General features: G+C 66.7%; 18 protein-coding genes. 14 read left to right on the forward strand and 4 right to left on the reverse strand.

Annotated elements, in window-relative coordinates:
- The first annotated feature begins 13 nt into the window (after positions 1 to 13).
- Complete coding sequence (locus AAIB33_RS01800) at positions 14 to 2,464, forward strand: hypothetical protein (protein ID WP_345801862.1); 2,451 nt, start codon at positions 14 to 16, stop codon at positions 2,462 to 2,464.
- 24 nt (positions 2,465 to 2,488) lie between these two features.
- Here the strand turns inward: AAIB33_RS01800 and AAIB33_RS01805 are convergent, their stop codons facing one another.
- Complete coding sequence (locus tag AAIB33_RS01805; protein ID WP_345801863.1) at positions 2,489 to 3,898, reverse strand: bifunctional dTDP-4-dehydrorhamnose 3,5-epimerase family protein/NAD(P)-dependent oxidoreductase; 1,410 nt, start codon at positions 3,896 to 3,898, stop codon at positions 2,489 to 2,491.
- Positions 3,898 to 4,896 carry a dTDP-glucose 4,6-dehydratase gene (gene rfbB, locus AAIB33_RS01810; RefSeq protein ID WP_345801864.1) on the reverse strand — a complete coding sequence of 333 codons (999 nt, stop codon included), beginning with the start codon at positions 4,894 to 4,896 and terminating at the stop codon, positions 3,898 to 3,900. Before rfbB ends, AAIB33_RS01805 begins: the two co-directional genes overlap by 1 nt.
- Before the next feature lie 68 nt (positions 4,897 to 4,964).
- On the opposite strand from rfbB, the gene rfbA reads away from it, so the two are divergent.
- From rfbA to AAIB33_RS01840, 6 genes are all read left to right on the forward strand, one after another.
- Positions 4,965 to 5,837: a glucose-1-phosphate thymidylyltransferase RfbA gene (gene rfbA, locus AAIB33_RS01815; RefSeq protein WP_345801865.1), complete on the forward strand. Its 873-nt coding sequence runs from the start codon at positions 4,965 to 4,967 to the stop codon at positions 5,835 to 5,837.
- Positions 5,838 to 5,854: 17 nt separating this feature from the next.
- Positions 5,855 to 7,798 (forward strand): rhamnan synthesis F family protein, encoded by a 1,944-nt coding sequence (locus AAIB33_RS01820; protein ID WP_345801866.1) that lies wholly within the window; start codon positions 5,855 to 5,857, stop codon positions 7,796 to 7,798.
- Complete coding sequence (locus AAIB33_RS01825; protein ID WP_345801867.1) at positions 7,795 to 9,732, forward strand: rhamnan synthesis F family protein; 1,938 nt, start codon at positions 7,795 to 7,797, stop codon at positions 9,730 to 9,732. The genes AAIB33_RS01820 and AAIB33_RS01825 overlap by 4 nt, the downstream gene beginning before the upstream one ends.
- A 61-nt stretch (positions 9,733 to 9,793) precedes the next feature.
- Positions 9,794 to 10,708 carry an ABC transporter permease gene (locus tag AAIB33_RS01830; RefSeq protein ID WP_345801868.1) on the forward strand — a complete coding sequence of 305 codons (915 nt, stop codon included), beginning with the start codon at positions 9,794 to 9,796 and terminating at the stop codon, positions 10,706 to 10,708.
- Between the two features lie 14 nt (positions 10,709 to 10,722).
- Positions 10,723 to 11,925, forward strand: a complete 1,203-nt coding sequence (locus tag AAIB33_RS01835; RefSeq protein WP_345803486.1) for an ABC transporter ATP-binding protein — start codon at positions 10,723 to 10,725, stop codon at positions 11,923 to 11,925.
- A 6-nt stretch (positions 11,926 to 11,931) separates the two neighbouring features.
- Complete coding sequence (locus AAIB33_RS01840; protein ID WP_345801869.1) at positions 11,932 to 13,764, forward strand: glycosyltransferase; 1,833 nt, start codon at positions 11,932 to 11,934, stop codon at positions 13,762 to 13,764.
- 7 nt (positions 13,765 to 13,771) lie between these two features.
- On the opposite strand, the gene AAIB33_RS01845 is transcribed toward AAIB33_RS01840, so the two are convergent.
- On the reverse strand, positions 13,772 to 15,139 hold the full coding sequence (locus AAIB33_RS01845) for a glycosyltransferase family 4 protein (RefSeq protein ID WP_345801870.1): 1,368 nt from the start codon (positions 15,137 to 15,139) through the stop codon (positions 13,772 to 13,774).
- Between the two features lie 53 nt (positions 15,140 to 15,192).
- Positions 15,193 to 16,779 carry a DUF2142 domain-containing protein gene (locus AAIB33_RS01850; RefSeq protein ID WP_345801871.1) on the reverse strand — a complete coding sequence of 529 codons (1,587 nt, stop codon included), beginning with the start codon at positions 16,777 to 16,779 and terminating at the stop codon, positions 15,193 to 15,195.
- Between the two features lie 155 nt (positions 16,780 to 16,934).
- Here AAIB33_RS01850 and AAIB33_RS01855 point away from each other — a divergent pair, with 155 nt between their 5' ends.
- The 7 genes from AAIB33_RS01855 to AAIB33_RS01885 are packed head-to-tail and all read left to right on the forward strand — an operon-like array spanning position 16,935 to position 24,472.
- Complete coding sequence (locus AAIB33_RS01855; protein WP_345801872.1) at positions 16,935 to 18,779, forward strand: hypothetical protein; 1,845 nt, start codon at positions 16,935 to 16,937, stop codon at positions 18,777 to 18,779.
- A 43-nt stretch (positions 18,780 to 18,822) separates the two neighbouring features.
- Positions 18,823 to 19,554: a glycosyltransferase family 2 protein gene (locus tag AAIB33_RS01860; protein WP_345801873.1), complete on the forward strand. Its 732-nt coding sequence runs from the start codon at positions 18,823 to 18,825 to the stop codon at positions 19,552 to 19,554.
- Positions 19,551 to 19,988 (forward strand): DUF2304 domain-containing protein, encoded by a 438-nt coding sequence (locus tag AAIB33_RS01865; protein WP_345801874.1) that lies wholly within the window; start codon positions 19,551 to 19,553, stop codon positions 19,986 to 19,988. The genes AAIB33_RS01860 and AAIB33_RS01865 overlap by 4 nt, the downstream gene beginning before the upstream one ends.
- The gene (locus tag AAIB33_RS01870; RefSeq protein ID WP_345801875.1) at positions 19,975 to 21,252 is read left to right on the forward strand and encodes a hypothetical protein; all 1,278 of its coding nucleotides are present in this window, start codon (positions 19,975 to 19,977) and stop codon (positions 21,250 to 21,252) included. Before AAIB33_RS01865 ends, AAIB33_RS01870 begins: the two co-directional genes overlap by 14 nt.
- A gap of 56 nt (positions 21,253 to 21,308) precedes the next feature.
- On the forward strand, positions 21,309 to 22,337 hold the full coding sequence (gmd, locus tag AAIB33_RS01875) for a GDP-mannose 4,6-dehydratase (RefSeq protein WP_345801876.1): 1,029 nt from the start codon (positions 21,309 to 21,311) through the stop codon (positions 22,335 to 22,337).
- A gap of 6 nt (positions 22,338 to 22,343) precedes the next feature.
- A complete protein-coding gene (locus AAIB33_RS01880) occupies positions 22,344 to 23,282 on the forward strand; it encodes an NAD-dependent epimerase/dehydratase family protein (protein WP_345801877.1) in 939 nt (312 codons plus the stop codon).
- On the forward strand, positions 23,279 to 24,472 hold the full coding sequence (locus AAIB33_RS01885; protein ID WP_345801878.1) for a DegT/DnrJ/EryC1/StrS family aminotransferase: 1,194 nt from the start codon (positions 23,279 to 23,281) through the stop codon (positions 24,470 to 24,472). Before AAIB33_RS01880 ends, AAIB33_RS01885 begins: the two co-directional genes overlap by 4 nt.
- Positions 24,473 to 24,580 lie beyond the last annotated feature (108 nt).

Below are 24,580 nucleotides of genomic sequence, written 5' to 3' on the forward strand. Positions count from 1 at the left end.
CCAGACTGTCGCCATGACGGCCGCCCCATCGACGGCCCCGCGCAGACGAGCACGTGTCCTCGCAGTCTTCACGATCGTGTTCGCTGTTCTCCTGGCGGGTCTCATCGCTGCGCCCGCCGACGCCGGGCCTGTCAAGACCGCGAACCTCGCCGAATTCAAGGCGGGCGACATCATCAGCGACGCCGTGTTCTTCAACAACGGCACGATGACGCAGGCTCAGATCCAGTCCTTCCTCGAGGCGAAGGTGCCGGTCTGCCAGACGGGCTACACGTGCCTGAAGGACTGGTACGACACGTCGCGTTCGACGTCGGCTGACGCCATGTGCGGCGCGTACAGCGGGGGCTACAGCGAGCGGGCATCAGCAATCATCTACAAGGTCGCGCAGGCCTGCGGCATCAATCCCCAGGTGATCCTGGCGACCCTGCAGAAGGAACAGGGGCTCGTCCTCCATACGTGGCCGTCGACCTGGCGGTACACGATCGCGATGGGACAGGGATGCCCCGACACCGCCGCGTGCGACACCAAGTACTACGGGTTCTTCAACCAGGTGTACGGAGCGGCGTGGCAGTTCAAGCGGTACGCCAACCCGCCCGGCACGAGTCAGTACTTCACCTGGTACGCGCCCGGCAAGACGTGGAACGTGCTGTACAGCCCCAACACGGCGTGCGGCTCGTCACCGGTGTACATCGCCAATCAGGCGACGGCGAACCTCTACTACTACACGCCCTATCAGCCGAACGCCGCGTCGCTGCGAGCGGGATACGGCTCGGGTGACGCCTGTTCCACCTACGGCAACCGGAACTTCTACAACTACTTCACCGACTGGTTCGGCTCGACGCACGGGAGTATCAACCCCTTCGGCAACGTGGAGTCGGTCCGGGCCGAGCCCGGGGTTGTGCATGTCAGCGGATGGGCCGCCGATCCCGATACGACCAGCCCCATCGAAGTCCACGTCTACGTGGGGTCGCTCGGCACGGCGATCACAGCGGGCAACGCGCGACCGGATGTCGGAGCGGCGTATCCCGCGGTGGGGGCCAATCACGGCTTCGATGCTCGCGTGCCCGTGCCGGGACCGGGTCAGTACCCCGTGTGCCTGTATGGCATCAACGTGCAGTTCGGCACGAACACCTTGCTCGGCTGCTCGACGGTGACCACGATGAGCGGGCCGCCGGTGGGATCGCTCGACAGTGCGACCCCGCTTCCCGGCGCCATTCAGGTCAAGGGCTGGGCGGTCGATCCGGACACGGCGGGGCCCATCACGGTACAGGTGACCGTCGACTCCGCGCCGACATCTGTCACCGCCGACATCTCGCGCGCGGATATCGCGACCGTGTATCCGGCATACGGCACCAAGCACGCGTACGACGCGACCATCCCCGCGGCCGCCGGCAGCCATCAGATCTGCGCGACTGCGCTCAACGTCGGGCCCGGTTCGAACCTCTCACTGGGATGCACCACCGTCACAGTCACCGCGCCCGCGGACGCGGGGCATCCACCGATCGGGAACTACGACTCCCTCACGCTCGCGGGCAATGTCGCCACCGCGCGCGGATGGGCGATCGATCCCGACACGGCGGCCCCGATCAAGGTTCGCCTCAGCGTCAACAACGCCGCTCCGACCGAGGTGACCGCGGACCTTTCTCGGCCCGACGTCGGCGCTGCCTATCCCTCGTCCGGTTCCAACCACGGCTTCGTGGTTCCGCTGACTCTCCCCGCCGGCAACTCCACGGTGTGCATCACTGCGGTCAACAACGGTGCGGGCGGCGATAGCCAGCTGGGATGCCGTTCAGTGAGCGTCGCCGCGGTGACCCCGACGGTCAACAAGCAGCCGTTCGGAAACTTCGAGTCGGTGGCTCCGACGGCCGGTGGGGCGGTCGTCTCGGGTTGGACGATCGACCCGAATGTCACGACGCCCATTGCGGTGCACGTGTACGTGGATGGCGTGGGCAAGGCGTATCTGGCGGACGCGTCGCGGCCGGACGTCGCGGCGGCGTATCCCGGGTATGGCGACAAGCACGGTTTCGTCGTTCCTCTGACCTTGGCCGGCGGCTCTCATCAGGTCTGCATCTATGCGATCGACGACGCCGGGGGCGCCAATCCGACGCTCGGCTGTCGCACCGTGACCGTCTCGGCACCGGTCGCCGCGGTGAATCGGGCGCCGTTCGGCAACCTCGAGAGTGTCGCGACGACCGCCGGCTCCGCGACGGTGTCCGGATGGGCGATCGATCCAGACACGCCCGATCCCATCGCGGTGCACATCTACGTCGACGCCACCGGACGGGCATTCACCGCAGATCTGTCCCGGCCAGACGTGGCGGCCGCTTATCCCGCTTCCGGGGACAGGCACGGCTACGTCGCTTCAGTCCCGATGACCTCGGGATCCCACCGCGTCTGCGTCTACGCGATCGACAGCGCCGGCGGCGCCAACACGACGATCGGCTGCACGACGGTCGTCGCTCCTTGACCCGACGGAGACGGGTGGGTCAGGTCAGACGGAGAAACGGCTCCTCAGCGTCGTCAACGCGTCGGCCGGCGCGAAGCCCGTCGCCTCGATCTTCGCGAGGTCCAGCACGCTGTTGCGAGGCCGCGGTGCGACGGGGCCGGAAGCGGAGGCGAAGTACTCCTCGGTCGTGACTCCCGTCACGCGCTCGCCATCGTGCCCGCCGAGTTCGAACACGGCTCGAGCGATGTCGGCCCACGAGGTCGGCTCACCCGAACCGGTGAGGTTGTAGACACCGAACGGCGCCCGCGTGTCGAGCAGGTGGCGGATGCCGCGGACGATGTCCTCCGTGAACGTGAGGCGCCCGATCTGGTCGTCCACGACCGCGGGGTCGATGCCGCGCTCGGCCAGGGAGGCCATCGTCGCGACGAAGTTCTTGCCGTCGCCGATGACCCACGAGGTCCGCACGATGTAGTGGCGTGGGGCGGTGGCCACCGCGGCGTCGCCTGCTGCTTTGCTCTGACCATAGACGCCGAGCGGCGCGATCGCGTCGTCCTCGCGCCACGGCCGATCTGCCGAGCCGTCGAACACATAGTCGCTCGAGACATGGACGAGAGTGATGCCGTTCGCTGCGGCAATGCCGGCGAGCACCGCGGGTGCGGTGGCGTTCGCGGCCCAGGCGGCAGGACGACCTTCCTCGGTCTCGGCAGTGTCGACCGCGGTGTAGGCCGCCGCGTTGATGATCGTCCCGTAGTCGCGCCAGCGGCGCGCCGTCGCGAGATCAGGTGACAAGAGGTCGATCGCCGCGCGATCCGCGTACTCGATGTGCGGGCTCTCTCCGAGCTCGGCCCGGAGAGCGCGTCCGAGCTGTCCGTTCGCACCGAGCACCAGCGTCTTGCGCGGGCCCATGGGGGTCACGTCGGCGAGGCGCGGATGGGCGAGATCCTTGGGTGAGATCTCGACCTGCTCGAGCGGGATCGGCCAGTCGATCGCCGACGTCTCATCTGCGAGGTTGAGGAAGGTATAGGTCGCGTCCGGAGACCAGTGGTCGTTCACCAGGTAGACATACGCCGTGTCGGCTTCGAGGGTCTGGTACGAGTTGCCCACGCCGCGCGGAACGAAGATGGCCCGCGAGGGGTCGAGCTCGGTCGTGAAGACGGCGCCGAACGTCGGGCCCTCGCGCAGATCGACCCACGCGCCGAAGATGCGCCCCGTTGCGACCGACACCCACTTGTCCCAGGGCTCGGCGTGGATGCCGCGCGTCGTGCCGACGGCGTCGTTGAAAGAGATGTTGTTCTGCACGGGCCCGAAATCGGGGAGACCGGCCGCGGCCATCTTCTCGCGCTGCCAGTTCTCCTTGAACCAGCCGCGGGAGTCGCCGTGGACGGGGAGCTCCCACACGACGAGACCGGGGATCGGTGTCTCGATGGGAGCGAGCGCCTTGCCGAACTCCGTCATCACTGCCCCTTCGAGGCGTAGAAGGCCTCCACGCCGTCCTTGGCGGGAGCCCACCAGGATTCATTGCCGCGGTACCAGTCGATGGTCGCGGCGAGTCCTGCTTCGAAGTCCTGGTAGCGAGGGAGCCAGCCGAGCTCCGTGCGCAGCTTGGTCGAGTCGATCGCGTAGCGCAGATCGTGACCCGCGCGATCGGTGACGTGGTCGTACGCGTCGACAGGCTCGCCCATGAGCTGCAGGATGAGTTCGACGACGTCTTTGTTGTTCTTCTCGCCGTCAGCGCCGATGAGGTAGGTCTCCCCGATCTCGCCCTTGTCGAGGATCGTCAGGACGGCCGACGAGTGATCGTCCGCATGGATCCAATCCCGCACGTTCTCGCCCTTGCCGTACAGCTTCGGACGGATGCCACGCAGGACGTTCGTGATCTGGCGAGGAATGAACTTCTCGACGTGCTGGTAGGGCCCATAGTTGTTCGAGCAGTTCGAGATGGTCGCCTGGACCCCGAAGCTGCGCACCCACGCCCGGACGAGCAGGTCGCTGCCGGCCTTCGTCGAAGAGTAGGGGCTCGACGGGTTGTACGGCGTCGATTCGCTGAATCGCGCCGGGTCGTCGAGCTCGAGGTCGCCGTAGACCTCGTCCGTGGAGATGTGGTGCAGCCGCGTGCCGTGACGGCGCGCCGCTTCAAGGAGCGTGTACGTGCCGATGATGTTCGTGTCGAGAAACGGGCGCGGGTCGTGCAGCGAGTTGTCGTTGTGCGACTCGGCGGCGTAGTGCACGACGGCATCCGTCGTCGCGAACAGCTCGTCGACCAGTGCGGCATCGGAGATGTCACCCTGCACGAACGTCAGCCGGTCGTCCGGCAGCCCGTCGAGCGAGGCGCGATTGCCCGCATAGGTGAGCTTGTCGAGCACCGTCACGTGATCGTCGGTGTGCTCGATCACGTGGTGCACGAAGTTCGAGCCGATGAAGCCTGCACCACCGGTGACGAGGAGTCTGCGCATCCTTCAAGCCTACTGGGAGCCCTTCCCCTGGTTTGGAGAGGCCACTCAGGATGCCGGAGACTAGAGCAATGCGCGGCATCATCCTCGCCGGGGGCACCGGCTCTCGGCTGCACCCGATCACGCTCGGAATCTCCAAGCAGCTGGTCCCGGTCTACGACAAGCCGATGATCTATTACCCGCTGTCGACCCTGATCCTCGCCGGCATTCGCGACATCCTGATCATCACGACTCCTCAGGACTCGGAGCAGTTCCAGCGGCTGCTGGGCGACGGAAGTCGATTCGGCATCTCGCTGACGTACAAGACGCAGCCGTCGCCGGACGGCCTCGCTCAGGCGTTCATCCTCGGTGAGGAGCACATCGGGTCCGACTCCGCGGCACTCGTCCTCGGCGACAACATCTTCTACGGCCAGGGCATGGGCACGCGCCTCCGCCAGTACACCGACCTCACGGGGGGTGTCGTCTTCGGGTACTGGGTCGACGACGCCACCGCGTACGGCGTCGTCGAGTTCGACGCAGCGGGCCGCGTGGTGTCGCTCGAGGAGAAGCCCGCGCAGCCGAAGAGCAACTACGCCGTGCCCGGGCTCTACTTCTATGACAACGACGTCATCGAGATCGCGAAGAACCTCCGGCCGTCGCCACGCGGCGAACTCGAGATCACCGACGTCAACAAGGCCTACCTCGAGCGGGGCGACCTCAAGGTCGAACTGCTGCCGCGAGGCACGGCGTGGCTCGACACCGGGACCTTCGATTCGCTCAGCGAGGCGACGGACTTCATCCGCACCGTCGAGAAGCGCCAGGGGCTGTCGATCGGCTGCCCGGAGGAGGTCGCCTGGCGCATGGGATTCCTGACCGACGACGAGCTCCGTCAACGTGCCGAGCCTCTTGTCAAGAGCGGGTACGGCGCCTACCTCCTGAAGGCCCTGCAGCAGGGCACCCGCTGACGGACGGCGAGAACCGGATGACCTCCGCCCAGACGTCCGAGGTTTCTGCGCCCGCCGAAGGGCGCCGTGCCATCATCTACGCGATCTCCCGTGCAAAGGACCGCGTCGACGACTACGTCTTCCACGCGCTTCGCAGCCTCCGCCCGTTCGGCGAGCGCCTTGTCGCGGTCGTGCCCAACGATTCCTCACCTGGCGAGCGCCGCAAGCTGGCCGAGATCGCCGACGACCTCGTGGAGGGGCCGTCCGGCGGCTTCGACCCGGCCTCCTACGATCTGGCGACCCGTCGGATCGACGATCTCGACGAGTTCGACGAGGTGGTGCTCACGGGTGACTCATGGTTCGGTCCTGTCTGCGATCTCACCCCGGTCCTCTCACGGATGTCGTCCTCCGAGGCATCCGTCTGGTCCATGGTCGAGACGACCGCAGGGCCGCCCGAGAGCTTCGCCGATGCCGGCTTCCCGGCGACGCACCTGCCGTGGTCATGGGTCCTCCTCCGTCGCGATGTGTTCGGGTCGACAGGTCCGTGGCGGGCGTACTGGGATGACGTTCGACCATCGGTTCCGGACCCGTGGGGAGAGCGTTCCTTCCTCGATTCTCTGCGGCAGAGCGGTCTTCCGATCGACTATGCATTCCCCGCTGACACACTCCCGAGCGGTGATGCGCCCGTGTTCGCCGCGGACGCGCTCCTCGACGCCGGTTGTCCTTTCCTGTCGCGCGCGGTGTTCCTTCTCTACCCGCCGTACCTCGACCGGTTCGCGGTGATCGGGAGGGAGATCCTTCAGCACGTCGGCGATCTCGGCTTCCCTATGGACATGGTGTGGCAGAACCTCGCGCGCACCGTCGCGCCGAAGGCGCTCTATGCGATCGGAGGGATGCTCGAGGTTCTTCCCGATGAGGACGTCGCTTATGACCCCTCACGTCCGCTCCGCATCGCTGTCATCGTCCACGTGACGGATCTGGATCGGGTCGCGACGCTGTTCACCAGGATCGACCACCTACCGAGCCCGTACGACCTGTTCGTCACCACGACCGACGGGAGCAAAGCGGCCAACCTGCAACGCCTCCTCGAGAAGAGGTCGGACGAGCGGCTGCGGACGTTCGAGGTCCGCGTGACGCCCGCGAACCGGGGCCGCGATATGAGCGACTTCTTCGTCGGCTGCCGCGACGTGCTGCTCAGCGGCGACTTCGACGTCATCGTCAAAGTCCATTCGCGACGCACGAGGGACAAGACCGTCAACGTGCGCCGGTATTTCCGTCGCTATCAGTACGAGAACCTGCTCGACAGTCCCGGTTACGTGGCGAACCTGCTCGCGCTGTTCCAGCGAGAGCCGGGACTCGGCGTGGTGTATCCGCCCATGATGCACATCGGATACAGCCTGATGGGCCGGGCGTGGGCGGACCTGCGGGATCCGGCCAAGGAACTCGCCCATCGGCTCGGGATCGCCGTGCCCTTCGACGAGGTGTCGCCGCTCGCGCCCTTCGGGGGGATGTGGGTCGTTCGCCCGGAGGCGCTCCTCCTCCTCAGTCGGGAGCGCTGGCGCTTCCGCGATTACTCTCGGCGGGGCGGGCAGCGGTATCGCGACCTGGCCAAGGTGCAGGAGCGGCTTCTCTCGTACGCCGCGGCCGAACTCGGTTACCACACGCGCACTGTGCTCACTCGAGAGCACGCCTCCATCAGTCACACGATGCTCGAGTCCAAGACGGACAACCTGTTCTCGACGACGCGTGGGTGGCCTGTCGAGCAGATCCAGATGCTCCAGCGGGGCGGCTACGCCGGACACTTCGGAATCGTCGCGCTCGCCCGCATGTACATCCGCATCAACCATCCCCGCCTCGCTCGTATGACCATGCCGCTGTTCGATATTGCCGGGCGGACCTTCGTGGCGGTCAAGTACCTGCGTCGCGGACTCCGCAGGCTCGCCCTGGTTGTCCGAGGCAAAGTCGCGGAGGCTGCACGATGAAGACCGCCGAGCTCGTCACCTTCCCCGCGAAGTCCGCCTCGCCCCTGCCCACCGCGGGTCGGCGCCTGCTGATCTACGTCGTCTACGACGTTCGGGGCGACGTCGAGGAGTACATTCCCTATGCGCTCGAGCGCCTTCGCCTGCATTGCAGCCATGTGCTCGTCGTCGTCAACGGTGTCCTCACCGAGACGGGACGCGCACGTCTCGAGCCGGTGAGCGACGAGATCCTGGTCCGCGAGAACCGGGGTTTCGACATCTGGGGCTACAAAGAGGGGCTGGATGCGGTCGGCGAGAGGATCGCGGACTACGACGAAGTCCTCCTGGCGAACGACACCTGGTTCGGACCGATCCGTCCGTTCGCTCCTGTTTTCGAGAGGATGGATCGCCGCGCCCTCCACTTCTGGGGGATGACCGACCACCTGAGGGTCGAGCCGCACCCGTTCACGAACACCGGTTATCTGCCGTACCACCTTCAGTCGTACTGGTTGGGCGTGCGGCGCGACATGTTCCTGTCGGATGAGTGGCGCGACTACTGGCGTGACCTCCCCGCGATGAGCAGCTACTCGGACGCGGTCGTGAAGCACGAAGGCATCTTCACCGAGCACTTCACAGACCGTGGATTCATCGGAGAGGTCGCTTTCCCGACGCTCACCGACAAAGTCGAGAATCACGCTGTGCTCTATGCCGAGCAGCTCATCCAGGCCGGCTGCCCGACCCTCAAGCGCCGCCCGTTCTTCCAGTGGCCTCCGTACCTCGACCACCTCGCTGTCGTCGGACGCTGGACGCTGGACACGGTCGAGCGGTCCGGCTACCCGATGGAGCTCATCTACGCGGACCTCGCTCGGAACGTCGAGCCCCGCACTCTCAACGCGGATGCTGCGATGCTCGAGGTGCTTCCCGAGGCGGACGTCTCGTACGATCCCGAAGCGCCACTCCGGACCCTCGTCGTCGCGCACGTTTTCTACCCTGAGATGACGGATGAGATCCTCGACCGCGTCGACGTCCTGCCCGGGGAATTCGATCTCGTCATCACCACCCCGGACGACGACCGCGCGCAGGCCATCGAGCAGGTCCTCCTGGCGCGACCCGCCCGGGGTGCCACAGAGGTGCGCGTCGTCGCGTCCAACAACGGTCGAGATCAGTCCGCCTTCCTGATCGGTTGCCGGGACCTCCTGCTGAGCGACCAATACGACCTCGTCGTCAAGGTGCATTCGAAGAAGACCCCCCAGGACTCGCCCAATGTCGGGCGTCATTTCAAGAGGCAGCAGTTCACCAACCTCCTGAACAGTCCGGGCTACGCCGCGAACCTCGTCGCGCTCTTCCAGCGTGAGCCTGGTCTCGGCCTGGTCTTCCCGCCCACGATCCACCTCGGCTACCCGAGCATGGGGCACGGTTGGTGGGCGAACAAGCCCGCGTTCGTGGAGCTCGCCGATGCTCTCGGCATCCGTGTCCCTGCTGACGAGATCTCGCCGCTCGCGCCTTTCGGATCGATGTTCGCCGCTCGCCCAGCGGCACTCAGGATTCTCGTCGAACGCGAGTGGACCTACGACGATTTCGGCGGGGTCGAGGCCTACCAGGACGGCGGGCTGGCCCATGTGCTCGAAAGACTTCCCGTGTACGCGGCGGGTGAGCTCGGATTCCACACGAGGACCGTCGCGAACGCCGAGTATCTGGCATCGAGCTACGCAGCGCTCGACTACAACCTGGACCAGCTGTCCAGCACCCTCCCCGACAGCACGATGCAGCAGATCCAGCTCCTCCGGCAGGCCGGACCGATCGAGTACGGGACCTTGCGCGACTTCGCCCGGATGTACGCGCGGCTGCACCGGCCCCACGACGAGGCGCGCCTGGTCGCAGTGGCAGACAAGCTGCTCGCGGCGCGAGCAAGGCTCCGACGGGTGCGACGACTGCTCCCTGGACGGCATGCCCGCTGAGTCCACAGCGCTCGCCGACTTCCCAGGCTCGACGCGCGCCGACGTATAGGATTTACCAGTTATGCCCGACTTGACTGCCGCCGCGGAAGCCCGTTTCGCGCGCCTCGCCGTAACCCCGATGAGAAGCGTCGGGTCGGTTGGCACCGGGTTCGGCGCGGCATGGGCGCCGGTGCGCGACATCCTCGCGCACCGCGAGATGCTCAATCTCCTGGTCAAGCGCGACCTCAAGGCGCGTTACAAGGATTCCGCGCTCGGGTTCTTGTGGGCTCTCGCCCGCCCGCTCGTCCAGCTGGCCATCTACTTCGTCGTTCTGGGCCACTTCCTGGGCGCTGCGCGGGGGATCCCCGACTTCGCCGTCTTCGTCTTCACCGGTCTCACCGCCATGGGCCTCTTCCAAGAGATCGCGGTCGGCGGAACGGGATCGATCATCGCCAACGGCGGCCTCGTCAAGAAGGTCTACGTCCCGCGCGAGCTGTTCCCGCTGGCGAGCGTCGGCTCCGCGATGTTCAATTTCAGCATCCAGCTCGTCGTGCTGCTGCTCGCGACCCTGCTCGCCGGCGCACCCCCGCTGCACGCCGACATTCTCTATGTCATCCCGTCGCTGGCCGTGCTCCTCGTCTACGGCACGGCGTTCGCGCTGTTCTTCTCGGCCATCAACGTCTATCTGCGCGACATCCAATACCTCGTCGAGGTCGCGACGATGCTGCTGTTCTGGATGTCGCCGGTCGTCTATTCGTGGCAGATGGTGACGACGATCATCACGAATCCGGTTCTGCTGGAGATCTACACGGACAATCCCCTCACCCTCGCCATCCTGGGCTTCCAGAAGGCCTTCTGGGTCGCGGGCGACGACCTGCAGCAGCCGGCCGATCTTCTCCTGCGGCTCGTCATCGCGCTGTTCGTCGGACTCGCGCTCCTCGTCGTCAGCCACCGCACCTTCCTGCGTCTGCAGGGCAACTTTGCGCAGGAACTGTGAGCGAACTCGCCGCCATGACCGTCGCCAACCCGACCGCTTCGCGACCTGAGGTCGTCACTCTCGACAAGGTGTCCAAGCGTTTCACCGTACGCAAGGATTCCTCTCTCAAAGAGCGCGTCATCACGCTCGGCCGTGCCGGTCGGCGGCACAAGCAGGACTTCTGGGCGCTCAGCGACGTCAACCTGTCGATCTATGCGGGGAGCACGATCGGGCTCATCGGACACAACGGATCCGGTAAGAGCACCCTCCTGAAAGTGGTCGGCGGGATCATCCAGCCGACTTCGGGCACCGTGACGCAACGCGGCCGGATCGCGGCCCTCCTCGAACTCGGCGCGGGCTTCCACCCCGACCTGACCGGTCGCGAGAACGTGTTCCTGAATGCGTCCGTCCTCGGTCTGAGCGCCGAGGAGACCGAGTCTCAGTTCGAAGCCATCCTCGAGTTCTCCGGCGTCGGCGAGTTCATCGACACCCAGGTGAAGTTCTACTCATCGGGCATGTATGTGCGGCTCGCGTTCGCTGTCGCGGTTCACACCGATCCCGACATCCTTCTCGTCGACGAGGTGCTCGCCGTCGGCGACGAGCAATTCCAGCGGAAGTGTCTCGACAAGATCCGCGAGTTCCAGTCTCAGGGTCGAACGATCATCATCGTCAGCCACGCCCTGGATCAGGTCGCTTCGCTGTGCGATCGCGTCGTCCTCATGAACCGCGGTCAGCTGGTCTTCGACGGAGTGCCCGTCACTGCCATCGAACGGTTCCGGGAGCTTCTCGAGCACAACGCGGTCGGCCAGGCGCGTCCTCTCGAGGGAACCACCGCGATGGAGATCGACCGGGTGGAGACCCTCGATGCCGCTGGTGCGCCACGTACGGAATTCGAAGTCGGCGAGGCGATCGTCCTGCGGGTGCATGTACGTGAATACCACCCCGTCGAGCGGTGGGCCGTCGGATTCAGCATCGACACGGCGATGGGGCAGATGGCCCTGGCTTCCAACACCGACCTGCTCGATCTTCAGCTCGCCCCGCTGCACGATTCCACTCACGTCGACATCTCCATCGAAAGCGCTCATCTGAGCCCTGGCCGATACTTCGTCAATGCCAACGTGTCGGGTCTCAGCGTCGACGCGTCGCACTCGCTCATGCGCGGCGCGACCTTCGCGGTGCGGGGGACTGAGACCACGATCGGTCCCGTGGCCGCTACCGTCCGCATCGACGCCTCCTGACAGCCGATGGCGGCCGAGCGGAGCCTTCACGTCCTTCAGAATGTCGTCTTGCCATTCGACGGCGAGGCTGACGTCGTGGAACTCTATGTGAGGGCCGTCCCCGGGGCCATCGTGTCGTCTGCGCGTTCGAGCTTCACCATAAGCGCCCGCCACTCGGTGTCCTTCGACTCCTACTTCGGGGCCTTCCCGGCAGGCTACTGGCGTTCGCACACATCGGTCGATCGAGTACGCCTCGTGCTCACGGCCGACGCCGCGGTCACGATCGAGTTGCTGGCGGCCGGGCAGACATCGGCGCGGCGTACCGTCGAGAAGCGCGATGTCGAGGGAACGACGACCTTCGAGGTCGCCCTGACCGCGGGGGACGCCTGGCTCTGGTTCGAAGTGTCGGCTGGCGACCGGGATGCGACGATCAGCGAGATCTCGTGGCAGGCGAACGACGCGGCGGACCGCAGAGCGGCGGTATGCGTCACGACCTTCAACCGCGAGGCCGATTGCATTCGCGTCCTCGAGCGTCTGGCCGCTGATGCGAAGGTCCTCGATCAGGTCGGGCGAGTCTTCGTCGTCGATCAGGGCGACCGCAAAGTCAGGGATCACGACGGCTTCGATTCAGCTGCAGCGAGCCTGGGGGAGCGCCTCACGATCATCGAACAGCCGAACCTCGGCGGTTCGGGCGGTTTCAGTCGCGGGATGATCGAAGCCCTCGGATCCGACGTCGATGACGCCCTCCTGCTCGACGACGATGTCATCCTCGAGCCAGAGTCGATCTCGCGCCTGCTCGCCTTCGCCGCGCGCGCGCGAGGCGACCGCATCGTCGGCGCTCATATGCTGAGCCTCGTCGACCGCACCGTGCTGCACACCTACGGCGAACGCGTGGCGCGACGGGGGTTCTGGTGGTCGTCGGTCGATCCCGCACTCTCGGAGGTCGATCTCGCGGCGCTCTGGATCGAGCGCACGCCCCCGTTGCGCGCGGTGCACGACGTCGACTTCAACGGCTGGTGGATGTGTCTCGTGCCTCTCGCAGTGATCAGGCGGATCGGGGCATCCCTCCCGTTCTTCATCAAGTGGGATGACGCCGAGTTCGGTCTCCGGGCGAGCGCCGCTGGAATCCCGACCGTGACGCTTCCCGGAGCGGCGATCTGGCACATGCCGTGGACGGGCAAGGACGACGGGCTCGACTGGCAGGCCTACTACCAGTTGCGCAACCGGGTCGTCGCCGCGCTGCTGCACTCACCGGCGCGCCGGGGCGGAGGCATCCTGAGCAGCACGCTCGCTCTCGATGTGAATCACCTGCTATGCCTGCAGTACGGGTCGGCGGAAGTGCGCGCGCTGGCGCTCCGCGATGTGCTGAGTGGACCGGGCCACCTCGGGCCCTCCCTCCGCAGCAAGACCCCTCAGGTGCGGGAGATGTTGCGAGAAGCAGGTCAGATCGTCCTCGACGACGTTGACCTTCCCGTGGGGGAGCGGTTCGGTGGGCCGGTGGAGCCCTCCGGCGCGCGGGCCAAGGTCTCACGCGCCCTGCGCGTCATGGCGCACCAGTTCCGCCGCCCCCGGCCTCCGAAACCGCAGGCGGTCGATGCGACCCTCACACGGGCAGAGGGGAAGTGGTGGGCTTTGGGCCTGATGGACTCCGCCACGATCGCCAGCGCGACGGGGCGCGGAGCTTTCGTCGCACGCCGTGATCGCCGTCGCGCGCGACGCCTCCTCGTCGAGGCGGCGTCACTCCGTGTGCGGCTGTGGCTCGCCTGGCCGCGGCTCGCCCGCGACTATCGCCGTTTCCTCGGCGACCTCACATCGCCCAGTGCGTGGCAACGCCAGTTCTCCCTCGACGACCGCGCCTGACTGGCGTTCAGTCCCGTTCGAGCCGCTCCTTGCGGGTCGCCATCTTCTCTCGGACGCGGCTGATCCCGCCCTGCTTCCAGTAATAGCGGAAGAGGGCGAAGTCCCGACGGGGTCCGCGAGGCATGGCGAGGACGCGCTCGAAATGCGATCCCGCCAGCGCCGACGTTCGCTCGCGCAGAGCCGCACGGTCCGCGGCGGGACGAGGATTGACGCAGAAGTCGACGAGAGGCGCGAGGGCGCGCGACCATGCGAACTCCTCACGGACCGCGCGCACGTTGCCGCGTGCGAGTTCTCGGGCGGCGTCGTCCACGATGAGCTCGCGGATCGCATCGGCCAGCGCCCGAGGGTCCGTGGGGGGCACGACGCGTCCCAGTTCGCGGGTGCGGATCAGATCGGCGAAGCTGTCGCCGTCGGTGGCGACGATGGGCAGCGCCGCCCAGAGATAGTCCAGGATGCGGGTGCGGAAGGAGAACCGCGTCTCGGCATGCCATAGATGCGTGCTGACGCCGAGATCGGCATCCAGGAGGTAGTCGGCGCGACTCTCGTAGTCGACCCACGATTCATTGAAGAACACGGAGGTGCCCGTCAATCCCAGCCGGTCGGCTGTCTCGACCGTGTCGGTCAGTGCCTGCATCTCGGGGATGTCGGGGTTGAAGTGGCGAGCGCTGAGGAAGAAGAGCTTGATCTCGGGATGCTCGTCGGCGAGGAGGCCCACGGCTTCGACGAGCGTCACCGGGTCGAACCAGTTGTAGATGCCGCCGCCCCAGATCAGCACCCTGTCGTTCGGCCCGATCCCGGGAACGGTGCCTTTGATGCCGTGGCGCTCCTGGACGGGCGGCTCCTCGGGCAGACCGAACGGCACGAGTCGGAGCAGCGACTCGAAGGTCGGGTCCTCCGTATAGGTGACGGGGTTCAGCCGGCCGACGGTCGACAGCGCCCCGAGCCACAGGCTTCGCTGAGCCTCGGAGGCGCAGAGGAAGACGTCTGCCCGAGCGAGCTGCTCGTTGAGCAGCGACACGGCTTTCGTCACCTCGTCGGCCCACTCATCGGGCGGGCTGTACTTGTTCATCTCGAGCTGCTCCAGCTGGAAAGGATCGTAGAGGTCGGCGACCACGATCTTCTCCGTGCGCGCGATCGACGGGAACGTGCGGAAGGAGGTGCCCTGCACGACGATGACGTCGGCCCACTGCTCGTGCTCGCGCATCGCTCTGTCGTCGATCTCGCGCACGTGGACGGTCTCGAAGCGGTCGGAGCTCCGCTCGATCCGGTTCCATGAGGCGACGCGCACGTCGCAGTGCGGGGCGAGCGCCTCCGCCATGTTCCAGACGCGGATGGCCGGACCGGCCATCCGCACGCCGATCAGGTCGCCTGTCACGATGAGGACCCGTGTGCGCGCGCGGGCGCTCGATGGGGAGGTCCGGGTGTCCATCACGAGTGCGTCGAGCTCGTCGGGACGGCAGCGCTCGTAGCGTCGACCGGTTCGCGCGACCCGGGCTCGAGTGATCCAGTCGCGGCAGGGGTCTCGGCATCCACAGCGGGGACGAGCAATGCGGCAGGCGAGGGCTCTCGCTCCTGCCGGGGAAGGAGCAGCGCCAGGAGGACGAAAATCCCGGCGAAGGCGAGCGAACCTCCGACCCAGACGACGAGAGACGACGGTCCGGCGCCCCACCACCATTCCGCATCGGCCCCACCTGGATCGAGATGCAGCTCGTCGGTGCCTGTCGTGTAGCGCTGGATATCGGTGTGGAGCGCGATCGTGAACGCGACCGCGAGGGCAGCGCCGCCGAAGATCAGGCGCCCGCCGTTCCAGGAGGACTCCGCATCGCGTCGCAGCGACGCGACCCCGACCGCGATGACCATCAGCGGAAGAATGTAGCGGGGCTGCACTTGCGCGCCGACCAGGGCGTGAGACTGGTAGAGCAGCACGAAGGGCACGGCCCACAACGCGATCACGGTGAGCGCGACGGCGATGCCGCGTCGGAGGTGGACGCGACGGACGCCCACGAAGAGCGCTCCGCAGAACACCAGCACAGCGAGGACGTTGACGGTCGCCGGCATGCCCGTGTCGAGCCACCCGAGGGCCCAGCCGCCGAGCGCGCCGAACCAGAGTGTCGGGACACCGAGCGCGTTGGCGATCACCTGCCCGCTCGTCAGCGGCGGATTCTCGTCGGTGAGCCCGCTCAGCACGGCCCCGCTCTGTGAGGCGCTCAAGTAGAACAGGGCGCTCAGCACGACCACGCCGACCGCGATCAGCCCAGGAATCAGAGCGTCTCTGCGGGCCCGCAGCCCCAGGATCAGCGCCAGACCCACCGCGAAGACGGCGTAGACGGCGGCATCCGCACGTGCGCCGGCGCCGATAAGGGCGCCGAAGACCGTGAGCGCCGCCAGAACGACGCGACGTCTGCCGCTCGTCTGCGTGACGCCGTACATCGCGATCCAGACGACTGCGCCGGACAAGATGGCCCAGGAGGACGGATTGACGGAAGCGAGGATGAACAACCCGAGCGGCATGCAGGTTGCGAGCACCGAGAGAACGAGTGCGGGCCGGGTCCAGCGGGGCAGCGCGAAGAACACCGCAGTGAGCAGACCGACGGCGAACGCGCTGTTGAACAGCCTCATCGCAAGCACAGAGGTCGGGATGTCATCACTCGCGAAGACGGACATCGTCGCGTAGAAGACCGGCGGGTACAGTCCGTCGACGTTCGCGCGTGCGACGCGAGAGAGACCGGCTACACCCGGATTCCAGCAATCGGCGCTCGCCTCGGGCTTGAAGACGTAGCACGTGGCGGAGACCACCGCCGTCGGGATCCGCCGGGCTTCGCTTCCGTCGCCTGGATCCTCGCACAACCCCGGGCGTTCGCCGAGACCGCACCAGATGGACGCCAGGTGGAAATCATCGTCGGGACTGGCCCCCACGGGGGATGCGAAGGCCCAGGAGGCGAGAGACAGGAAGGCGAGGACGGGAATAGCGATTGCGAGGGCCAGTCTGCCAGTCTTCGAACCTGTTCGTCGCACTGAGACATCCTAACGGTGAGCGATGTCGCGACCCTGAGGGGACAACTCTCCGTGGAGGTCCGAGGCGCGGCCGAAGGAGTGGAGTAGACCGGTGAGCGTCTATCCTGCCATGGGCCCGTTGTTCCGTGGCGGGCCGTCAGATCCCTGGAGACTCGATGCCGACTCGCCTCGCCGCGGTCAACCGACGTCGGGCCTGGCTCACCGCCTATCTCGTCGTCCTCGTCCTTTCGTGCGCCTGGACCGCCCTCGGCGGTCCGCTCTCACTGCTGCTCGTTTTCGTGCTCGCCCCGGTCTTCGTCGCGGTTCGCGCGCGAGTCAGTGTCGGCGTCAGCCTCGCACTCCTGCTCACCGCGTCGTGCTGGGCGACCCTGCTCGTCTTCCTCGTCTCGCGATACCTGCCCGTGCCGCCCCTCGTTCTGGTGCTGGCCGCCGCTCTCGCCGTCGGTGCAGGCAGCGCGCTGCATCTGTACCGCGTGGGGTCCACGCTCACCAAAGCAGATTTCGCCGACCTCGCGTTCGCCGGAACGGGGGGGATCCTCTGGTGCGCCGTCCTCGCCGTGGCATGGATCCTGCCCGGAGCGAGCCCCGTGTCGTGGGCGATGTCGGGGGATGCGGCGAACAACATCCTCTTCGCGCGGCGCGTGCTCGAAGACAACGGCATCGCCGTCGGCGCGGGCCAGAACCCCGTTCCCCTCACGTCCAGCCTCATCGCACTCTTCATGCTCCCGGGGCATTCCTTCGTGGCGCCTTCGGTCGAGTCCGACATTCTGGCGTTGGCCCAGATGTGGTCCGTGGGAATCGTCGCGGCCTCGTTCGTCTCGGGCGCCCTCGTGCTGTCCCTGGTTCGCAGACGCGGTCCTCTCACGTATCTCGGCGTCGCGATCGGGTCGGTGCTGCCACTCAGCTGGCTCGCGCTCGCCGGATCGCTCGCCCTGGGCTTCGTCAACTTCCAGCTCACCATCGCGCTGCTGATCGGATGCCTGCTCGCGCTCAGTCGCTCCCGCGAGGGCCTTCTCACCTCACTCGTCATGGTGGCGATGTCGCTCACGCTGGTGCTGGCGGTGTGGGCTCCCCTGGCGGGAATCCCAGGACTTGCGCTCGTGCTGTTCCTCTTCCTGCATCGTCGCGAAGTCCTCGCGCTGCGGGGCTGGCGCGCCGGCGTCGCGATCGCGGCGATTCTGCAGACCGTGGCGTTCTTCGTCGCTCTCTCGCTTCCCAGCTTCCTGACCCAGGGCGGTGCCCTGTCCGATGCGCAAGGCGCAGTCATGTCGTTCAGCCGCTGGCTCCTGCTCATCTCCGCGGCGATGGCCATCACGCTCGGTCTGCTCTACTCGAAGGTCGCGGGTGGGGCGGGAGGGATTCGGATTCTGATCGCGACTCTCGGCGGCGGGGGCGCCGGGCTCCTCCTGCTGCTGTGGATGCGGCGCAACGAAGCCGACCTGTGGGGCTATTACCAGATGAAGTTCCTGTGGCTCTTCCTCGTCATCCTGCTCATCGTGGCAGTGGCCTTCGGGATGGCGCTCGCCTCGTGGTTGGAGCCACGCGGTTTCCGGTCGGCCGTGCTCTTCGTCGCTGTGCTCGTGGCGGCCGCGGGAGTCGGCGGGGTGGCTCAGGTCACCGTGCCCAGTTACAACCAGAACCCTCAGGTCATGCGCGACCCTCTCGCACGAATCGTGACAGGCGACTTCTTCAGCGCGTCGGGTGATCACGTCTTCGACCGCGTGGTCGCGATGGCGGACGCGGAAAGCCCGAGCGTCCTCTGGCGCAGCGGCGATCCGGATGAGGGCGGAATCATGTTCTGGGTTCTGCAGATGGCGGCGACGGATGTCGATGACCTGCCGATCCGTACCCTCGCCTACTATCGCGATTCGACGACTGTCGATGATCTCTGCGAACTCGGGCGTCTGATGGGCCCCGGGCTCGAGGTCATCACCGCTGACCCTGGTCTGGCCGACCAAGCGGCCGAGTGCAAGGGTCTCGGAAAGATCGTCCTCCAATGACCGAACGAGGGCGTCGAGGACCCCATTGCTAGGATCGGTGATCATGCCCGAGCACCCCGAGCGCACGCTCATCATCGTGCCCGCATGGAATGAAGCGGGGAACGTCGGCAACACGGTCCGGGAGATCCTCGACAAGATTCCCGGCATGGACATCGTGGTGGTCGACGACGGATCCACGGACGACACGGCCAGGATCGCGTCCGCAGCGGGTGCACGCGTCCTGAGCCTTCCGTTCAACATGGGCGTCGGGGGAGCCATGCGCACCGGATTCACCTATGCCCAGCGGCACGGCTACGCACGGGCGATCCAGGTCGATGCGGACGGCCAGCACGACCCCCAGGACATCGTGCGCGTCCTAAGCGGACTGGAGAGCGCCGACATCTCCATCGGAGCGCGATTCGCAGACACTGGAGATTACGAAGTGCGGGGACCCCGCAAGTGGGCCATGAAATTCCTCGCGGGCGTGCTGTCGCGCGTTGCCAAGACGCGTCTCACCGACGTCACAAGCGGTTTTCGCGCGGCCAACCGTCGGGCGATCGACCAGTACGTGCGCTACTACCCGGCGGAGTATCTGGGTGACACCGTGGACTCGCTGGTGAGTGCCGTGCACTCCGGTCTCACCGTGACCCAGGTCCCGGTCGCGATGCGCCCTCGGGCACACGGCCGCCCGAGTCAGAACCCCGCAGGAGCGAGCGTCTACCTGCTTCGCAGCGTCTTCGCACTCTCGTTGGCACTCCTCCGCGGACGCCGCCGTCCCGGCGAGGTGAGCGCATGATCATCGTCGCCGGCATCGCCTTCGCGGTCCTCGTCCTCGTCATCATCATCAGCCTGCTGCTGCGGCGGCAGCTCCGCGAGAAGTACGCGATCCTCTGGCTCGTCATCGGGCTTGCTCTCCTCGTCCTCGCGATCTTCCCTCAGCTCCTGCTCGGGCTGTCGGAGCTGCTGGGCGTCGAGGTTCCGTCCAACCTCATCTTCGCCCTCGCCATCGTGCTGCTGGTGGGGGTGGCTCTGCACCTGTCGTGGGAGCTCTCGCTCGCGGAGGACGAAGTGCGTCGGGTGGCGGAAGAGGTCGCAATCCTCCGTACCGACCTCGACGAGCTGCGAAAGGCGGTCGCGGCGAACGAGGAGAGCCGAGTCGACTCTGCGGCGTCCGCTGAGGCTCCGCCGCCTCGACCTGCCGACGACGCGGACGCGAATGGCGGCGAGTGACTCCACCGCGAGCGGTCTTCGCGCCGTTCTGATCGCGACGGCCATCGCAGGAGCGCTCGGTTACGCCGTTCAACTCCTCGCTCCGGCGCTTCTGACCGACGAATCGGTGTACGTCGCGTTCTCGGTCTTCTGGTCGACGATCTACCTCGGTGTGTCCGCGATGTCGGGCGTGCAACAGGAGGTCACGCGCGCCGCGCATCCGGCGACCAACGAGCCGCCGAGCGCAGTGCTGCGCACCTTCGCCCTCGCGGCGGCAGGACTTGTCGTCCTCGCAAGCGCCCTCGTCGCACTCTTGTTCGGCACGCGCATCCTCCCCGGGCCCGTCGTGGTGACGGGCGCTGTCCTGGCCATCGGACTCGTCGGCTACCTTGCCGTCGCGGTACTCAGCGGGGTGCTCTACGGGCTCCGGTTTTGGCGCGACATCGCCGGCATCATGGTGCTGGACGCCGCCATTCGCGCCGTCCTCCTCATCGCCGGCTTCACCGTCGGTCTCCCGATCGAATGGCTCGCCCTGCTCGTCGCGCTACCCTTCGGGCTCGCCTTCGGGGCGACGTGGCTCGTGGTGAGGAGACGCGTCGTCGGACGGTTCCGTCTGGACGTTCCGCTTCGACGATTCGCCGCGCATGCGTGGGGGACCGTCGGTGCCGCCGCGGCCTCCGGTGTGCTCATCACCGGCCTTCCCATGCTCATCGGGATCACGGCGGCTGGTACTCCGCCCGAAACGCTCGGCGCGCTTCTGCTGACGATCACGCTCACCCGAGCCCCGATCGTCATCCCGATCATCGCCCTCCAGAGCTTTCTCATCTCCGCGGTCTTCCGCGGTGGGCGAGTCCGCCCGGGGCGGCTCCTGCAGGTGCTCGCCCTGCTTCTGGCCGCGGTGGCGGTGCTGGCGGTCATCGCCGGCTTCATCGGTCCGCCGATCGTGTCGTGGGTGTCGGCCGGTCGTTTCACGATCGACGGCTGGATGGTCGGGGTCATCGTCCTCAGCGCTGGACTCGTCGGCGCCATGTCGGTAACGAGCCCAGCCCTCATCTCGGCTCGCCGGCACACCGCGAACTTCGTCGGCTGGCTTGTGGCGGCGGTCCTCACCGTCGGCGGACTGATCATCCCGATCGCCGGTCCATCTCGGATCGCGATCGCTCTCACTGTCCCCGCGATCGTCGGACTCGTCATCCACGTGGTCTCGCTGACACGACCAGGGATTCAGCACGATGTTCACGGCGGCGGATCGCCGGATTCCGTGGGCCCGGGAGGCCTCGGCTAAGCTGGACCACTGGCCGCGTCCGATCACGCGCAGCCCCTCAGGAGCTGATCTACCCCATGACTGAAAACACCTCGCGCAAGCGTGCCCTCATCACTGGAATCACCGGCCAGGACGGCAGCTACCTTGCTGAGCTGCTGCTGGAAAAGGGTTACGAAGTCCACGGCTTGATTCGCCGTTCGTCGTCGTTCAACACCCAGCGCATCGATCACGTCTACCAGCCTGCGCAGACCGAAAGCCAGCAGCTCTTCCTGCACTTCGCCGACCTGACCGACGGCTCTCGCCTGGTGACGCTGCTCAACGAGATCCAGCCCCACGAGGTCTACAACCTCGCCGCGCAGTCACACGTGCGTGTGAGCTTCGACGAGCCGGAGTACACCGGCGACGCGACCGGCCTCGGCACCATCCGCCTTCTGGAGGCCATTCGCGCTGCGCACGTCGACTGCCGGTTCTACCAGGCCTCGAGCTCCGAGATGTTCGGTGCGACTCCTCCGCCCCAGAACGAAGAGACGCCGTTCTATCCCCGTTCGCCCTACGGCGTCGCCAAGGTCTACTCGTACTGGATCACGCGCAACTACCGCGAGGCCTACAACCTCTTCGCCGTCAACGGCATCCTGTTCAACCACGAGTCGCCGCGCCGCGGCGGGACGTTCGTCACGCGAAAGATCACGCGGGCCGTCGCGCGCATCAAGGCGGGCGAGCAGTCCGAGCTCTATCTCGGCAACCTCGACGCCGTCCGCGACTGGGGTTACGCGCCCGAGTATGTCGAGGGCATGTGGCGGATGCTGCAGCACGACGAGCCGACCGATTACGTGCTGGCGACCAACACGGCCTACACGGTCAAGGACTTCCTGCGGTTCTCGTTCGAGCACGCCGGATTGGATTGGGAAGAGTACGTACGCTTCGACGAGCGCTATCTCCGTCCTACCGAGGTCGACGCCCTCATCGGCGACTATGGCAAGGCCAAGGAGCTCCTCGGCTGGGAGCCCAAGGTCCACACGCCTCGGCTTGCGCAGATCATGGTGGATGCCGATATCGCGGCCCTGGAGATCGAAGGCCGCCACTTCGTCGACCAGGTCCAGAGCTGATCCCACGTGCGTGCGCTGCTGACCGGCGGCGGCGGCATGCTCGGATCGAGCATCGCCGCCGCATGGCGATCGCTCCGTCCCGCTGACGAGCTCATCTCCCTGACGAGAGGCGACGTCGATCTCAGCGACTCCGACGCGACTCGAAGGGCAGTGGCGGACGCTCGTCCCGATCTCGTCATTCACACCGCCGCTCATGTCGGCGGTATCGGAGACAAGCTCGCGCGTCCGCTGCCCTACCTGCTCGAGAACGTCCGTCTCGACGCTTCGGTGCTGGAGGCCGCGCTCGCCGCCGATGTTCCCTCGTATCTCTACGTCGCCAGCGCCGCGGCCTACCCGGCGGATGCGGTCAACCCCATCGAGGAGTCCGCGCTCTTCGGCGGGCGCCTCGAGCCGGCGAACGAGCCCTACGGACTCGCGAAGCTGACGGGGCTCTCTGCCGTGTCGTACGCGGCGCGGCAGACGGGGCACGCCTACCGCAGCATCCTTCCGTCCAATCTCTACGGCACGGGCGACTCATTCGACCCCGATCGCGCTCATCTCATCGCCTCGACCCTGTTGAAGACGCACCGCGCGAAGGAGTCGGGGGCCGCGGGCGTCGAGGTCTGGGGCGACGGCACTGCGCGTCGCGAATTCACCTACGCTCCCGACATCGCCGACTGGCTCGTCCGCTCAGTGGACGAGATGGGTGTCTGGCCGATCTTCATGAACGTGGGGTCCGGCGTAGACCACAGCATCCGTGAGTTCTACGAGACCGCCGCCGACATCATCGGGTTCCGCGGAGACCTGCTCTTCGACCCCTCCAAGCCGAGCGGCGTTCCGCGCCGGCTCATCGATTCATCTGTCGCACGCACCCACGGCTGGAGCGCACCGACGGACCTGCGCGACGGCATGGCCGAGTGCTACCGCGCCTACCTCGACCGATCCGTGAACGGAGAATCCTCATGACCGCCACCGGGCCTGCCTACCCCCTCGCAACCACGACGTGGGACGAGGCGGAGTACGACGCGATGCAGAGGGTCATCGCGAGCGGCCGATTCACCAACGGCCCGTTGGTTCGCGAGTTCGAGGCGGCCTTCGCGGCCCATTTCGGAGCGGGCTTCGGAGTGATGGTCAATTCGGGCAGCTCGGCCAACCTCATCGCGGTGGCGGCCGCGGTGCTCGATCCGCGCATCGACCTCAACCGCGGCGACGAGGTCATCGTGCCCGCGGTCTCTTGGCCGACGACCTACTACCCCCTCACCCAGTACGGTCTTCGGCCGCGCTTCGTGGACATCGACGTCGACACTCTCAACCTCGACCTGGACCTGGTCGAGTCCGCAATCGGACCGCGCACCAGGGCGATCTTCGCGGTCAACCTGCTCGGCAACCCGAACGACTTCACGCGCCTGCGCGGGATCGCGGAGGCTCACGGGCTCGTGCTGCTCGAGGACAACTGCGAGTCGCTCGGCGCCGTACACGACGGGATCAACGCCGGCACCGCGGGGCTCGCGGGCACGTTCAGCTCGTTCTTCTCGCATCACATCGCGACGATGGAGGGCGGCGTCATCCTCACCGACGACGAGCAGCTTTATCAGGAGATGATCTCGCTCCGTTCGCACGGCTGGACGCGGGAGCTGCCCGTGCAGAACTTCGTTCACGACAAGACGGGGGATGCCTGGGACGATCTCTTCCGCTTCGTGCTCCCGGGATACAACGTGCGTCCGCTCGAGATGGAAGGGGCGCTGGGCCTGGAGCAGCTGAAGAAGGTGCCCGACCTCATTGCGGGGCGACGCGAGAATGCCGCCTACTTCCGCGAGCGCTTCGCCGACGTGGACGGGGTGCGTCTGCAGCGTGAGACGGGAGAGAGCAGCTGGTTCGGCTTCTCGCTCGTGCTGGAGGGGCCTCTTGCCGGTCGACGTTCCGAGGTCGTACGGGCCTTCTCCGCCGCTGGGATCGAGTCGCGGCCGATCGTCGCGGGCAACTTCACTCGCAACCCCGTCATGGCACATCTCGACGCCGTCGTCCCCGAGAGCCTCCCGGCTGCCGACAAGGTGGATGTCGACGGCCTCTTCGTGGGCAACCACCACTATCCGGTGCATGAGGGGATCGACCTCGTCGCCGAGACGGTGGAGCGTGTCACGGCGGAGGTCTCCTGACGCCGCGGATGATCTACGCGGCTACCACCGGTCGCGCAATGTGCGGAAGTCGACCCACAGAAGCGAAGCCCCCCACCGGATCTGGTACCACATTCGATTGGCGTCCGT

The organism is Microbacterium sp. AZCO, assembly GCF_039614715.1.
Lineage (GTDB): Bacteria > Actinomycetota > Actinomycetes > Actinomycetales > Microbacteriaceae > Microbacterium.

Coding starts and splice junctions, on each gene's coding strand:
- AAIB33_RS01840 (WP_345801869.1), top strand. CDS start 11,932: ATGGCGGCCGAGCGGAGCCTTCACGTCCTTCAGAATGTCGTCTTGCCA.
- AAIB33_RS01820 (WP_345801866.1), top strand. CDS start 5,855: ATGACCTCCGCCCAGACGTCCGAGGTTTCTGCGCCCGCCGAAGGGCGC.
- AAIB33_RS01800 (WP_345801862.1), top strand. CDS start 14: ATGACGGCCGCCCCATCGACGGCCCCGCGCAGACGAGCACGTGTCCTC.
- AAIB33_RS01860 (WP_345801873.1), top strand. CDS start 18,823: ATGCCCGAGCACCCCGAGCGCACGCTCATCATCGTGCCCGCATGGAAT.
- AAIB33_RS01865 (WP_345801874.1), top strand. CDS start 19,551: ATGATCATCGTCGCCGGCATCGCCTTCGCGGTCCTCGTCCTCGTCATC.
- AAIB33_RS01825 (WP_345801867.1), top strand. CDS start 7,795: ATGAAGACCGCCGAGCTCGTCACCTTCCCCGCGAAGTCCGCCTCGCCC.
- rfbB (WP_345801864.1), bottom strand. CDS start 4,896: ATGCGCAGACTCCTCGTCACCGGTGGTGCAGGCTTCATCGGCTCGAAC.
- AAIB33_RS01870 (WP_345801875.1), top strand. CDS start 19,975: ATGGCGGCGAGTGACTCCACCGCGAGCGGTCTTCGCGCCGTTCTGATC.
- AAIB33_RS01830 (WP_345801868.1), top strand. CDS start 9,794: ATGCCCGACTTGACTGCCGCCGCGGAAGCCCGTTTCGCGCGCCTCGCC.
- AAIB33_RS01855 (WP_345801872.1), top strand. CDS start 16,935: ATGCCGACTCGCCTCGCCGCGGTCAACCGACGTCGGGCCTGGCTCACC.
- AAIB33_RS01835 (WP_345803486.1), top strand. CDS start 10,723: ATGACCGTCGCCAACCCGACCGCTTCGCGACCTGAGGTCGTCACTCTC.
- AAIB33_RS01805 (WP_345801863.1), bottom strand. CDS start 3,898: ATGACGGAGTTCGGCAAGGCGCTCGCTCCCATCGAGACACCGATCCCC.
- AAIB33_RS01885 (WP_345801878.1), top strand. CDS start 23,279: ATGACCGCCACCGGGCCTGCCTACCCCCTCGCAACCACGACGTGGGAC.
- gmd (WP_345801876.1), top strand. CDS start 21,309: ATGACTGAAAACACCTCGCGCAAGCGTGCCCTCATCACTGGAATCACC.
- rfbA (WP_345801865.1), top strand. CDS start 4,965: ATGCGCGGCATCATCCTCGCCGGGGGCACCGGCTCTCGGCTGCACCCG.